This window comes from Curtobacterium sp. YR515 (assembly GCF_900113095.1).
Lineage (GTDB): Bacteria > Actinomycetota > Actinomycetes > Actinomycetales > Microbacteriaceae > Curtobacterium.
This window is the reverse complement of record NZ_FOOD01000006.1, coordinates 35,413-48,779: the sequence shown is the minus strand read 5'-3', so window position 1 is coordinate 48,779 and position 13,367 is coordinate 35,413. Positions and strand designations below refer to the sequence as shown.

11 protein-coding genes are annotated in these 13,367 nt (G+C 72.6%); 8 read left to right on the top strand and 3 right to left on the bottom strand.

Annotated elements, in window-relative coordinates:
* Positions 1-121 precede the first annotated feature (121 nt).
* The 8 genes from BM028_RS16495 (at position 122) to msrA (ending at position 10,644) form a co-directional block, all read left to right on the top strand.
* Positions 122-1,708 carry an APC family permease gene (locus BM028_RS16495; protein WP_217647265.1) on the top strand — a complete coding sequence of 529 codons (1,587 nt, stop codon included), beginning with the start codon at positions 122-124 and terminating at the stop codon, positions 1,706-1,708.
* 79 nt (positions 1,709-1,787) lie between these two features.
* Positions 1,788-2,627: an urea amidolyase associated protein UAAP1 gene (locus BM028_RS16490; protein ID WP_092387955.1), complete on the top strand. Its 840-nt coding sequence runs from the start codon at positions 1,788-1,790 to the stop codon at positions 2,625-2,627.
* Positions 2,627-3,319, top strand: a complete 693-nt coding sequence (locus BM028_RS16485) for an urea amidolyase associated protein UAAP2 (protein WP_092387951.1) — start codon at positions 2,627-2,629, stop codon at positions 3,317-3,319. Before BM028_RS16490 ends, BM028_RS16485 begins: the two co-directional genes overlap by 1 nt.
* Complete coding sequence (uca, locus tag BM028_RS16480) at positions 3,316-6,954, top strand: urea carboxylase (RefSeq protein WP_092387948.1); 3,639 nt, start codon at positions 3,316-3,318, stop codon at positions 6,952-6,954. Before BM028_RS16485 ends, uca begins: the two co-directional genes overlap by 4 nt.
* Entirely contained in the window at positions 6,951-8,672 is a 1,722-nt protein-coding gene (gene atzF / locus BM028_RS16475) for an allophanate hydrolase (protein ID WP_092387945.1), read from the top strand. Before uca ends, atzF begins: the two co-directional genes overlap by 4 nt.
* Before the next feature lie 23 nt (positions 8,673-8,695).
* Positions 8,696-9,388, top strand: a complete 693-nt coding sequence (locus BM028_RS16470; protein WP_092387942.1) for a TetR/AcrR family transcriptional regulator — start codon at positions 8,696-8,698, stop codon at positions 9,386-9,388.
* 32 nt (positions 9,389-9,420) lie between these two features.
* The gene (locus BM028_RS16465) at positions 9,421-10,041 is read left to right on the top strand and encodes a biotin transporter BioY (protein WP_092387939.1); all 621 of its coding nucleotides are present in this window, start codon (positions 9,421-9,423) and stop codon (positions 10,039-10,041) included.
* 81 nt (positions 10,042-10,122) lie between these two features.
* Positions 10,123-10,644 (top strand): peptide-methionine (S)-S-oxide reductase MsrA, encoded by a 522-nt coding sequence (gene msrA, locus BM028_RS16460; RefSeq protein WP_092387936.1) that lies wholly within the window; start codon positions 10,123-10,125, stop codon positions 10,642-10,644.
* A 24-nt stretch (positions 10,645-10,668) separates the two neighbouring features.
* Here msrA and BM028_RS16455 read toward each other — a convergent pair whose 3' ends face one another.
* From BM028_RS16455 to BM028_RS16445, 3 genes are all read right to left on the bottom strand, one after another.
* The gene (locus tag BM028_RS16455; protein WP_071303276.1) at positions 10,669-11,028 is read right to left on the bottom strand and encodes a UBP-type zinc finger domain-containing protein; all 360 of its coding nucleotides are present in this window, start codon (positions 11,026-11,028) and stop codon (positions 10,669-10,671) included.
* A gap of 78 nt (positions 11,029-11,106) precedes the next feature.
* Positions 11,107-12,108 (bottom strand): aldo/keto reductase, encoded by a 1,002-nt coding sequence (locus BM028_RS16450; protein ID WP_092387934.1) that lies wholly within the window; start codon positions 12,106-12,108, stop codon positions 11,107-11,109.
* 196 nt (positions 12,109-12,304) lie between these two features.
* Complete coding sequence (locus BM028_RS16445; RefSeq protein WP_092387931.1) at positions 12,305-13,312, bottom strand: TerC/Alx family metal homeostasis membrane protein; 1,008 nt, start codon at positions 13,310-13,312, stop codon at positions 12,305-12,307.
* Between the last annotated feature and the right edge of the window lie 55 nt (positions 13,313-13,367).

Here is a 13,367-nt window from a genome sequence, read left to right as displayed (position 1 = left end):
TACACGCGGGCGACTTCCGACACGTGCCCGAAACAGCCGGGCAACGGCGACGACACAGCCCGGCACGACACTGGTCGCACTACCTGTCACCCGACAGGTACTCCGCGAAAGGCCTGCAGCCATGCGCTCTCCCGAAGCACCGCTCCACACGCCCCGCGCCACGTCCAGTGCCGACGCCCAGGGCCTCGCCCGGCTCGGCTACGAGCAGGAGCTCCACCGCGGAGTCGGCTCGTTCTCCTCCTTCGCCGCCGGCTTCTCGTTCGTCTCCATCCTCACCACGGTCTTCCAGCTCTTCGGGCTCGGGTTCGGTCTCGGCGGCGCCGCCTTCTTCTGGGCCTGGCCGCTGGTGTTCGGTGGCCAGCTGCTCGTCGCGCTGAACTTCGCCCAGCTCGCCGCCCGCTGGCCGATCTCCGGCGCGATCTTCCAGTGGTCGAGCCGGCTCGCCGGTCCCCGGTTCGGCTGGTTCACCGGCTGGACGATGATCATCGGCCAGGTCCTCACCGTCGCCGTCGCGGCGATCGCCGTCCAGGCGGTCCTGCCGGCGATCTGGGACGGCTTCCAGGTCGTCGGCGGTCCCGGCGCCGATCCGTCCGTCGCCTCGGCGACCGGTGCGGCCAACGCGGTGGTCCTCGGGCTCGTGATGCTCACCGTGACCACGGTCGTCAACATCGTGAGCGTCCGGTTCATGGCCCGCGTGACGAGCTTCGGCGTGCTCGTGGAGATCGTCGGCGTCGTCGTCCTGATCGCGGCCCTGTTCCTCCTGCCGCACCGGAGCCCCGCGGTGGTGTTCTCGACCGAGGGGTCGACGAGTACCGAGCCGTACGTGTGGGCGTTCCTCGCCTCGTCGCTCATGGCCGCCTACGTGATGGTCGGCTTCGACTCGGCGGGCGAGCTCGCCGAGGAGACGCACAACCCGCGGCGGACGACACCGAAGACGATCGTCCGCGCGCTCACCGTGTCCGGACTCGGCGGTGGGCTGCTCATCATCGGCGCGCTCATCGCCGCACCGAGCCTGACCGACGGCAAGCTGGCGACGCAGGGGCTCGCCTGGGTGATCACGTCCACCCTCGGCGACGTCTTCGGCCGGCTCCTCCTCTGCACGGTCGCGGTCGCGGTGTTCGCCTGCACGCTCGCGGTGCAGACGGCCGGTGCCCGCATGGTCTACTCGATGGCCCGCGAGAAGGCGCTGCCCTTCCACCGCACGCTCGCCCGCGTCTCGCCCCGCACGGGCACCCCGATCGCGGCCTCGGTCGTCGTCGGCGTCGGCGCAGGACTCGCCCTCGCCGTCAACATCGGCCAGTCCGCGATCTTCACCGCCCTCTCGAGCCTCTGCATCGCGATGCTCTACCTGGCGTACCTCGGGGTCACGGGCCCGCTGCTCGTCCAGCGCATCCGGCTCCGGCGCACCGGGCTGCCCGGCGGCGTCGACGAGGCCGGGGCGCCGCTCTTCACGCTCGGTCGGTGGGGGATCCCGCTGAACGCCCTCGCCGTCGCGTTCCAGATCGGCATGGCGGTCAACCTGATCTGGCCCCGCTCGGAGATCTACGACCTCACCGGCGACTCGTGGTGGCTGCAGTACAGCGCGCTGCTGTTCATCGGCGCCGTGCTGCTCGTCGGCTGGGCGTGGTCGTCGTGGCGACACAGCGCGCACGGGCCGATCACGTTGGCCGAGGTGCCGCACACCGCCCCCACCCCCGTCGACGCCTGAGCGAGGGGCGGGCCGGCCAGGACCGGCCCGCTCCCGCACACCAGCACCCGCACCGCCCGCACCACCGGAAGGAACCACCGTGCGTGACCTGCACCAGACCGACAGCGTGACCGCCTCACGCTCGGACGCCCGCGCCCAGGGCGGCACGACGTCCGACTGGATGCCGTACCTCCCCGCCTCGTCGTCCCCGTTCGCACCAGAGGACGTGGACCCGGCCGACCTCGTCTGGGCCGAGACGGTCGCCCCGGGCGGGTACACCCACAAGGTGCTCGCCCGCGGGTCCCGTCTCCGGTTCGACGACCCGACCGGCGACGCGTGCGCGAACCTGCTGGTGTTCAACGCCCTGGAGCCGTGGGAGCGCCTGAACGTGGCCGACACCCAGAAGATCCCGTGGCAGGCGTACCTCGGCCAGGGCGCGCCCCTGCTCAGCGGCGACGGCCGGGCACTGGCGACCGTGGTCGAGGACACCTCCGGCCACCACGACGCCTTCTGCGGCACCTCCACCGACGCGTGGAACGAGCGCAAGTACGGCGGAGCGGCACCCGAGGGACCGACGCCGAGTGGGCGGTCGCTCCTCGCGAAGGCCGCGGCGAAGCACGGCCTGTCGAAGCGGGACCTGCCCCCGAGCATCTCGTTCTTCCAGGGCGTCCACGTCGAGGCCGACGGCTCGCTGACGCCGACGGGCAGTGCCGGGCCCGGGCACCACGTCACGCTGGTCGCCGAGCTGCCCCTCCTCGTCCTCGTGGCGAACGTCGCCCACCCGGTCGACCCCCGCCCCGAGTACACGGTCGGCCCCCTGCGCGTGCACGCCTGGCGCGGCACGCCGACCACCCACACCGACCCGCGGGCGACCGCGACCCCGGAGCTGTACCGGGCGCACCTGAACTCGATCGACTACGCGGAAGCGCGAGGCCTGTGATGACCGGAACCCTGACCACGACCGTGCCGGTGGGCGCCGTCCACGACCCCGACGTCCCGCTCGACTGGAGCGAGTCCCTCGTCCCCGGGACCGTCGTCCGCGACGACCGTGTCGCGCCGCTCGCGCCGTGGTCCGCCGTCGTCCGCGCCGGCGAGGTGCTCACGATCGTCGACGTCGGCGGCAACCAGAGCGCCGACTGCCTGGTGTACGACGCGCACGACCCCGACGAGCGCTACAGCGTGCCGGACACCCTGGCGGCACAGGGCAACGCGTACGTCCGCACCGGCACCGTCCTCATGTCGAACGAGGGCCGTCCCCTGATGACGGTCGTCGCGAACGAGATCGACCGGCAGGACACCATCGGCGGTGCGTGCTCGAAGGAGTCGAACACCCTCCGCTACGGCCACCACACGCAGTACCAGCACGGCTGCCGCGAGAACTTCCTCGCCGAGGCCGGCCGACACGGACTGGGGGCTCGGGACATCGTGTCGAACCTCAACTGGTTCATGAACGTCCCCGTCGAGGAGGACGGCGCGCTCGGCATCGTCGACGGCATGAGCGCCCCCGGCAAGCGCGTCGCGATCCGGGCCGAGCGGGACGTCCTCGTGATCGTCTCCAACTGCCCGCAGATGAACAACCCCTGCAACGACTTCTCCTGCACGCCCCTCCGGATGATCGTGGTCCAGCCGTGAACGCCGCGCTCTCCACCGACACCGTCCTCGTCGCCAACCGCGGTGAGATCGCCCGCCGCGTGATCCGCTCCGCGAAGGCGCTCGGGATGCGCACCGTCGCCGTGTACTCGGACGCCGACCGCGCCGCCCCGCACGTCCGCGAGGCCGACGTCGCCGTCCGGCTCGGCCCGGCACCGGCCCGCGAGTCCTACCTCGACATCGACGCCGTGGTGCGCGCGGCGATCGACTCCGGCGCCGGCCTCGTGCACCCCGGGTACGGGTTCCTGTCCGAGAACACCGCGTTCGCCGCGGCGTGCGAGGCCGCCGGGATCCGATTCGTCGGCCCGACGGCCGAGCAGATCGTGCAGTTCGGCGCGAAGCACACCGCGCGCGAGCTCGCCGCGGCCGCCGGCGTGCCGATGCTCGCGGGCACCGGTCTCCTCGCGGACGTCGACGAGGCCGTCGCCGAGGCGGATCGCATCGGCCTGCCGGTCATGCTCAAGGCCACCGGCGGTGGCGGCGGGATCGGCATGCAGGCGTGCGCGACCCTCGACGAGGTCCGACAGGCGTACGCGAGCGTCGAGCGCACCGCTTCCGCCGCGTTCGGGTCCGCCGGCATCTTCCTCGAACGGTTGGTCCGGCCGGCGCGGCACGTCGAGGTCCAGCTCTTCGGCGACGGCGAGGGCCGCGTCGCCGTGATCGGCGACCGCGACTGCTCACTCCAGCGCCGCAACCAGAAGGTCATCGAGGAGGCTCCGGCCCCGGCGCTCCCCCGGCAGGTCCGGGAGGCGCTGCACGCGTCCGCCCGTCGGCTCGCCGAGAGCGTCGGGTACCGCAGCGCCGGCACGGTCGAGTTCGTCTACGACCCGGTCCGCGAGGAAGCGTCGTTCCTCGAGGTGAACACCCGGCTCCAGGTGGAGCACCCGGTGACCGAGGAGGTCTTCGGCGTCGACCTCGTCGAGCTCATGCTCCGCCTGGCCCGCGACGGCGCGGCCGGCATCGACCCTGAGGTGTTCACCCGCGCCTGGACCCCGAACGGCCACGCCGTCGAGGCCCGCGTCTACGCCGAGGACCCGGCCAAGGGATCGCTCCCGTCGAGCGGCCTCGTCACCCAGGCGGTGTTCCCCGAGCGCGACGGCGTCCGCGTCGACGGCTGGGTCGAGACCGGCTCCGAGGTCTCCGCGTTCTACGACCCGATGCTCGCGAAGGTCATCGCCACCGGGGAGACCCGTGACGACGCCCTCGACCTGCTCCGGGACGCCCTCGCCGACACCCGTGTCGACGGCATCGTCACGAACGCCGGGCTGCTCCGTTCCCTGACCGACGACCTCGAGCTCCGCACCGCCACGCACTCCACGTCGACGCTCGACGAGACCGACGACCCGGACCCCCGGATCGACGTCGTCGTGCCCGGCACGATGACGATGATCCAGGACCTGCCCGGTCGGGTCGGGTACTGGCAGGTGGGTGTGCCGCCGAGCGGTCCGTTCGACGGCGCCTCCTTCGCCGAGGCCAACCGTGCGGTGGGCAACCCGGACGGCGCCCCCGCCCTGGAGATCACCGCGACCGGTCCGATGCTGCGGTTCTCCACCCCGGCCGTCGTGGCCCTCACGGGCGCCCCGGTGCCGGTGACCCTGGACGGGGAGACGGTGCCGCTCTGGGAACCGGTCGAGGTCGGTGCCGGACAGACGCTCGCGATCGGGGCCGCTCCCGGCCCAGGACTCCGCAGCTACCTGGCCGTCCGCGGCGGCTTCGACGTCCCGACCTACCTCGGTTCCGCTGCGACGTTCACGCTCGGCGGGTTCGGCGGCCACGCCGGCCGGGCCTTGCTCGCCGGCGACGTGCTCCGTCCCGGGTCCCCGGACTCGGACGCCCCGCACCCGGCCTTCCCGGTCGGCACCCGGCTCGGCCTGGTCGGCGGCCCGACCCCGGCCGAGCGACGCACCGCGCTCACCGACGCGTGGGAGATCGCCGTCACCGAGGGACCGCACGCGGCGCCGGACTTCTTCACGCGCGCCGACCTCGACGTCTTCTACGCCACCGACTACGCCGTGCACCACAACTCCGCACGCACCGGCGTCCGGCTCATCGGCCCCCGACCGGGCTGGGCACGGACCGACGGCGGCGAGGCGGGCCTGCACCCGTCGAACATCCACGACACCCCGTACGCGGTCGGGGCGATCGACTTCACCGGCGACACCCCGATCATCCTCGGACCGGACGGCCCCTCCCTCGGCGGCTTCGTCTGCCCCGCGGTGGTCGCCAGCGGCGACCTGTGGAAGCTGGGCCAGCTCCGACCGGGCGACACGGTCCGGTTCGTGCCCGTCCGCGAAGCCGACGCCGCAGCGCTCGAGGCGAACCGCGCCTCCCGGACCGTCCCCCGCACCGGCGGCGACGGCGACGACGGGGTGATCGCGCGCCTGGACGCGACCGACGCCCGACCGGGTGTCGCGTACCGACGCGACGGCGACGACAACGTCCTCGTCGAGTACGGCGACATGACCCTCGACATCGCGCTGCGGATGCGCGTGCACGCCCTCATGACGAAGCTGCAGGAGGAGGCGCCACGGGGCATCCTCGACATCACGCCCGGCATCCGCTCACTGCAGGTGCACACCGACGCGAGCGTGCTGAAGGCGAGCACGATGGCGGGCCTCCTGCGCGAGCTCGAGGACGAGATCCCGCCGACGGACCAGCTCGTCGTGCCGTCGCGCACCGTCAAGCTGCCGCTGTCGTGGGACGACCCGGCCACCCGGCTCGCGATCGAGCGGTACATGGCCGGCGTGCGGAACGACGCCCCGTGGACGCCGTGGAACATCGAGTTCATCCGTCGGATCAACGGGCTCGACAGCGTGGACGACGTGTTCCGCACGGTCTTCGACGCGAGCTACCTCGTGCTCGGTCTGGGCGACGTGTACCTCGGTGCGCCGGTCGCCACGCCGCTCGACCCCCGGCACCGGCTCGTCACGACGAAGTACAACCCCGCCCGCACCTGGACGGCGGAGAACTCCGTCGGCATCGGCGGCGCCTACCTCTGCATCTACGGCATGGAGGGGCCCGGCGGCTACCAGTTCGTCGGCCGCACCGTGCAGATCTGGAACCGGTTCCGCCGCGGCGGCCTGTTCCAGGAGGACCCGTGGGCACTGCGCTTCTTCGACCGCATCGAGTGGTACCCGGTCGGGGCGGAGGAGCTGCTCGAGCTGCGCGCCGAGACCGACGCCGGCCGCGGGGACTTCGAGACCGTGGACGGCGAGTTCTCGATCGCGTCCTACAAGCGGTTCCTCGGCGAGAACGCCACCTCGATCGCGGACTTCCGCGCCCAGCAGGCCCGGGCCTTCGACGAGGAGAAGGAACGGTGGCGGGCCTCGGGTGAGTTCGACGTCCGCGACGAACCCGCCGTGGTGCTGCCGGACGAGGTGGTCCTGCCCGCCGGTGCCACGGCGGTGACCGCACCGTTCACCTCGACCGTGTGGCAGGTGGACGTCCGACCGGGCGACCGTGTGGACGAGGGCCAGCGGCTGCTGGCCGTGGAGGCGATGAAGATGGAGTCGATGGTGCACGCACCCGTGGAAGGACACGTGTTGGAGGTCTACATCAAGCCGGGCGACCAGGTCGCCCCGGGGCAGGTCCTGGCAGCGATCGGAGCACCGGCGTGAGCGGGGGCAGCACCGCGGCGGACCGCGTGCACGCAGCCTTCGACCGGATCGACGCCGTCGACCGTCCCGAGGTCTGGATCACCCTGCGCGACCGCGCCGCCGTCGTGGCCGAGGCGTCGGCCGTGGACCCGGCCCTGCCGCTCGCCGGGATGCTCGTCGCGGTCAAGGACAACATCGACGTCGCCGGACTCCCGACCACGGCCGCGTCCCGCTCCTACGCGTACACGCCGACGGCCGACGCCACCGCGGTCGCTCGTCTCCGGGCCGCGGGCGCGGTCGTCGTCGGCAAGACGAACCTCGACCAGTTCGCCACCGGGCTGGTCGGCACCCGCTCACCCTTCGGTGCCGTCCGGAACGCCTGGGACCCCACCCGGATCTCCGGAGGCTCCTCGAGCGGCAGCGCGACCGCCGTCGCCCTCGGCATCGTCGACTTCGCGCTCGGTACCGACACCGCGGGCTCCGGCCGGGTGCCGGCTGCCCTGAACCACCTCGTCGGCGTGAAGCCCACGAAGGGTCTCGTCCCGAACACCGGCGTCGTCCCGGCCTGCCGGTCGCAGGACTGCGTCACCGTCTTCGCCCGGTCGCTCGACCTCGCCCGGACCGCCACCGAGCTGATGGCCGGCCCGGACGGCATCGACCCGCTCGCCCGACCGGACGCAGCGCTCGTGAACGGCTCGCTCGTCGTCCTCCCCGCCGTGCCGCGGATCGCCGTCCCGCTGCCGTCGCAGCTCGAGGGGCTCGCACCCGGCTGGGCGGACGCGTTCGGCCGGGCGGTCGACCGGTTCCGTGCCCTCGGGCACGAGGTCGTCGAGGTCGACATCGCACCGCTGCTCGACGCCGCTGCGCTGCTCTACGAGGGCGCGTTCGTGGCCGAGCGGTACGCCGCGGTCGGCGCCCACATCGAGGCGAACCGCGACCGGATCGGCGACGACCTCGACCCGACGGTCGCCAGGATCGTGCTCGGCGGCGCGACCCCCACCGCCGCAGAACTCTTCGCCGACCAGGAGCGACTCGACGCGTTCGGTGCCGCCGGTCGAGCCGCCCTCGACGGCACCACCGCGCTGCTCACCCCCACCACGACCTGGCACCCGACCCTCGCCGAGGTCGCCGCGGACCCGGTCGGCGCGAACAGCCGGATGGGGAGGTACACGAACTTCGCGAACCTGCTCGACATGGCGTCGCTCGCGGTCCCGGCCGGCTTCGTGGACGGGCTGCCGTTCGGCGTCATGCTGACCGGCCCCGCGTTCAGCGACCGCCGCCTCGCGGCACTCGGTGCGGCCTTCGCCGCACCGACGGTCGACGTCATCGTCGTCGGCGCGCACCTGCGGGACCAGCCGCTGAACGGGCAGCTCGTCGCCGCGGGCGGGACGTTCGTCCGGGAGGCGCGCACCGCCTCCGACTACCGGCTGTACGCCCTCGACACGGTGCCGCCCAAGCCCGGACTGGTCCGGACGCGCTCGGTCGCCCCCTCCTCCGGAGCGGCGGCGCCGGACGGCGCCGGTATCGTCGGCGAGGTCTGGCGGCTCCCCGCGGCGGGCTTCGGGACCTTCGTCGCCGCGCTGCCCGCACCGATGGCGATCGGCACCGTGACGCTCGACGACGGCACGGAGGTCACCGGGTTCACGGTCGAGGCCGTCGCCGTCGAGGGCGCGGAGGACATCACGCACCACGGCGGCTGGCGGACGTACCGGGAGCACACGGCCCGGGAGCACGTGTGACGGCCGGCTGCGAGGATGGGGCCATGCCCTCCGACGACCGGCCCGCCCGACTCGGCAGACCGCGGGCCGTCCCGGACACCGCGTCCGCGCTGAGCCCCCGCGACCAGATCCTCGACGCCGCGGCGGCCCTGTTCGTCGAGAACGGCTTCAGCGCCACCTCGACCCGGGCGATCGCCGAACGGGTCGGCATCCGGCAGGCCTCGCTGTACTACCACTTCGCCGGCAAGGACGAGGTGCTGGTCGAGCTGCTCACGACCTCGGTCCGCCCGAGCCTCGACGTGGTGCGCGGCCTCGAGGAACGCGTCCCCGGATCCGTCTCCGCCGCGGGCGCACTCGCGGCCCTGGTCCTCATCGACATCGACACGCTCGCGCGGACGCCGCACAACATCGGCACGCTCTACCTCCTGCCGGAGGTGCAGGGCGAGCGGTACGAGGGCTTCCGGACCGACCGGCAGGAGTTGCAGGACACCTACGGCCGACTCGGTGCCCTGGCCGCGACGGAGGACGTCCGGGGCACGGTCGCGCCCGCGCTGCTGGGCGGCATCCTCATCCAGCTCGCCGAGACCGTCATCCAGCTGCGCCGCACCGGCGAGGTGGACGACCACGACCGCGAGGCGTTCACCGGCACCTGCCTCCGCGCGTGCGGGCTCGACAGCGACGCCGTCGCCGCCGCCCGGCGCGAAGCCGACGCACTGCTCGCCGCAGCGGCCGTCTGACGCGACCCACACACGACCCGACAGGACACCCCATGACCGACCACGCCCTCGCGCCCGTCCGGACCACCGCCCGCCGACCGCTCGCCGACGTCGTGCTCCCCCGCACCGCCCTGGTCAGCACCGCCCTCGTCCTCGGCGGCGCGCTGCTGACCGCCGGCGCCGCCCAGGTGTCCGTCCCGCTCTGGCCGGTGCCGATCACGGGGCAGACGCTGGCCGTCCTGCTCGTCGGCAGCGCGCTCGGTGCTCGCCGCGGAGCCCTGTCGATGCTCGTCTACGCGCTGCTCGGCGTCGTCGGGCTTCCGGTCTTCGCCGACGGGACCGGCGGAGCCGGCGTCCTGGTCGGCCCGACGGGCGGCTACGTCGTCGGGTTCATCGCCGCCGCGGCGCTCGTCGGGTGGGTCGCGGAGCGGTTCGGTGACCGCCGGTTCACCGCGGCGCTGATCTCCTTCGTGCTCGGCACCGTCGTCACGTTCGCGGCCGGGATGGCCTGGCTCGCCGTGTCACTCGGGCTCGACCTTCAGCACACGCTCGAGTACGGGCTGTACCCCTTCGTCGTCGGCGGTCTCGCGAAGGCCCTGGTCGGAGCCGGGGTCACGTCCCTCGGCTGGACGGCCGCCCTCCGGCGTCGCGCGACCAGGGGCACGATGGACTGAGCGCGGGAACAGTCGGCGGGTCTTGTCGGTTGCACCGGGTGATGCCGCAGCCAGCGGCAACGACGACCTCAGGAGGCCACCATGACCACCACCGAAACCGCCATCCTCGCCGGCGGGTGTTTCTGGGGAGCGCAGCAGCTCCTCCGTCGCCGTCCCGGTGTGATCAGCACGCGCGTCGGGTACTCCGGCGGCGACACCCCGAACGCCACCTACCGGAACCACGGCGACCACGCCGAGTCGGTCGAGATCGTCTTCGACCCGTCGCAGATCTCCTACCGCGACCTGCTCGAGTTCTTCTTCCAGATCCACGACCCGTCGACGAAGGACCGCCAGGGCAACGACGTCGGCCGCAGCTACCGCTCCGCGGTGTTCTACACGAACGACGAGCAGCGCGAGGTCGCCCTCGACACGATCGCCGACGTCGACGCGTCCGGCATCTGGCCGGGCAAGGTCGTCACCGAGGTCGAGCCCGCTGGCGACTTCTGGGAGGCCGAGGAGGAGCACCAGGACTACCTCGAGAAGCACCCGCACGGTTACACGTGCCACTTCGTGCGCCCGGGCTGGACGCTCCCGCGCCGCGACGAGGCCGTCAGCGCGAGCTAGCGCGTCCTGATCGGCCCCGGCGGGTCAGCGCGACCCGCCGAGCAGTTCCAACCAGTCCCCGGGCAGGCGATCCGCCGGCCCGGGGACTGCTTGTTCCACGGGGTGACTCGTCGGCGCCGCGAGCTCCACGCCCTCGAACGTCGAGTGGTCGCGGTAGTCGTACGACCACGTCTCGCCGGGCTCGTAGCTCTGGATGACCGCGTGCCCGGTCTCCTCCCAGTGCCGGGTGGCGTGGGTGTCCAGCGAGTCGTCGCAGCAGCCGACGTGGCCGCACGCGGCGCACCGGCGCAGGTGCACCCACCAGGACCCGGTGGCGTCGCACTCGACGCACCCGGGTCCGCTCGGTGCGACGTCGGGGTGGATCATCTCGGCGTGGTCCGTCATGGGACCATCCTGGCCCGGACGCAGCCCCGCGGCCAGCGCGCCGCCCGGACCCAGCCCCGGCCAGCGCGCCGCCCGGACTCAGCCGCGCGGCACCAGCGCGTCGATGGCCGCGAGCTCCTCGCCGGTCAGCGGCGCACCCTCGAGCGCGTCGAGCGTCCCGTCGAGCTGCCGGACGCTCGACGCCCCGACGAGTGCGGACGTGACCGCCGGCTGCCGGAGCACCCACGTGATGGCGAGCTGCGCGAGCGTCTGCCCCCGGGACACGGCGATGTCGTTCAGGGCGCGCGCGGTCGTCAGGTACTCGTCGTCGATCCGGTCCGCGCCGAACCAGCGCCCCTCCGCCGCCCGCGACCCGACCGGCACCGAGCCGTCGAGGTAGCGGTCCGTCAGGAGCCCACCGGCCAGCGGGGAGAACACGATCGCGCCGGTCCCCAGACGGAGCAGCTCGTCGAAGAGCCCGTCCTCGGGGACCCGGTCGAACATGTTGTAGCGCGGCTGGTGGATGAGCAGGTGCATGTTCTCGGCGGCGAGCGCCTCTGCCGCGGCGGCCGTCTGCGCCGGGTCGTAGTTCGAGATGCCGGCGTAGAGCGCCTTGCCCGAGCGGACCGCGGTCACGAGGGCGCTGACGGTCTCCTCGATCGGGGTCTCGGGGTCCGGCCGGTGCGAGTAGAAGACGTCGACGTACTCGAGCCCGAGGCGTCCGAGCGACTGGTCGAGCGAGGCGAGCATGGACTTGCGCGAGCCCCAGTTGCCGTACGGACCGGGCCACATGTCGTAGCCGGCCTTCGTCGACACCACGATCTCGTCGCGGAAGGGTCGGAGGTCCGACTCGAGGACGCGACCGAACTGCTCCTCGGCGGCTCCGGGCGGCGGGCCGTAGTTGTTCGCGAGGTCGAAGTGGGTGATCCCGCGGTCGAACGCGTGCAGCACGATGTCGCGCTGCGTCGTGAGCGCTCGGTCGGCGCCGAAGTTGTTCCACAGCCCGAGGGAGATGCGGGGCAGGAGCAGGCCGCTCCTCCCGACGCGCTGGTACGGGAGTCGCTCGTAGCGGTCGTCGGCGGGGCGGTGGACGTCAGGCATCGTTGCTCGATCCGGTTCGTGAGGGGTGGCGGGGTCCGGTGTCGACGCTAGCGGACCGCACCAGCCGGTTCCGGCGCACCGCGCCAGCGGGGTGACGGCCGTGCCTGGAGGGACGGTGCGGGCCCGACCCGCGCCTCCAGTCCGTCTCGTGGTGCGTCCACCGCCGGACGCACGCGACGGGCGCGGTGCAGGACCGCTACGCCGTCCCGGCGTCGCGGGAGACCTCGTCGTGCGACTCGTCCTCGCGGCGCATCCGCAGCAGGCTCGCCCCGGTCGCCACACCCATCGCCACGACGATGACCAGCAACGACACCCCGGTGCCGATCTCCGGCGCCCACTCGACGTGCTCCCCACCGTTGATGAACGGCAGCTCGTTGCCGTGCAGTGCGTGCAGCACGAGCTTCACGCCGATGAACGCGAGGATCGCCGCGATCCCGTACTTGAGGTAGACCAACCGCTCGAGCAACCCGCCGAGCAGGAAGTACAGCTGCCGGAGGCCCATCAGGGCGAAGACGTTCGCGGTGAACACGATGAACGCGCTCTCGGTGATGCCGAAGATCGCCGGGATCGAGTCGAGCGCGAACAGCAGGTCGGTCGTCCCGATCGCGATGAGGACCACCAGCAGTGGCGTGAAGTGCCGTGCGCCGTCCTGCACGATGCGGAACTTCATGCCGTCGTAGGTGTCGGTGATGCGGATCCGACGCCGGAGCAGCCGCACGATGAGGCTGTCCTTGTCATCGTCGTCGTCCTCGCCACGGAGCTGCTGGATCGCCGTCCACACCAGCCACGCCCCGAAGAGGTAGAAGATCCACGAGAAGTCCTCGATCAGGCGGGCGCCGAGCAGGATGAACACGCCACGCAGGACCAGCGCGATGATGATGCCGAGCATGAGCACCTCTTGCTGGATCGCCTTCGGCACGGAGAACCGCGCCATGAGGATCACGAACACGAAGAGGTTGTCGATGCTCAGGCTGTACTCCGTCAGCCAGCCCGCGAGGAACTGCCCGGCCGGCTCCCCGCCGGCGAAGACGAACATCGCGACGGCGAACAGCAGCGCGAGGCCGACGTAGAGGCCCACCCACAGGCCGGACTCCTTGAGTGTCGGTACGTGCGGACGCCGCGCGACGACGAGGAGGTCGGCCAGCAGGATCGCGACGATGGCGATCAGGGAGCCGACTTCGAACACGGGCGGGAGCTCGAGCATCCGGGGCCTTCCTGGTTGGGGGCGTCGGGGACGTCCAAGCTTGCCACGCGCGAGG

Coding starts and splice junctions, on each gene's coding strand:
- BM028_RS16495 (WP_217647265.1), top strand. CDS start 122: ATGCGCTCTCCCGAAGCACCGCTCCACACGCCCCGCGCCACGTCCAGT.
- BM028_RS16450 (WP_092387934.1), bottom strand. CDS start 12,108: ATGCCTGACGTCCACCGCCCCGCCGACGACCGCTACGAGCGACTCCCG.
- BM028_RS16455 (WP_071303276.1), bottom strand. CDS start 11,028: ATGACGGACCACGCCGAGATGATCCACCCCGACGTCGCACCGAGCGGA.
- BM028_RS16465 (WP_092387939.1), top strand. CDS start 9,421: ATGACCGACCACGCCCTCGCGCCCGTCCGGACCACCGCCCGCCGACCG.
- BM028_RS16485 (WP_092387951.1), top strand. CDS start 2,627: ATGACCGGAACCCTGACCACGACCGTGCCGGTGGGCGCCGTCCACGAC.
- msrA (WP_092387936.1), top strand. CDS start 10,123: ATGACCACCACCGAAACCGCCATCCTCGCCGGCGGGTGTTTCTGGGGA.
- BM028_RS16445 (WP_092387931.1), bottom strand. CDS start 13,312: ATGCTCGAGCTCCCGCCCGTGTTCGAAGTCGGCTCCCTGATCGCCATC.
- BM028_RS16470 (WP_092387942.1), top strand. CDS start 8,696: ATGCCCTCCGACGACCGGCCCGCCCGACTCGGCAGACCGCGGGCCGTC.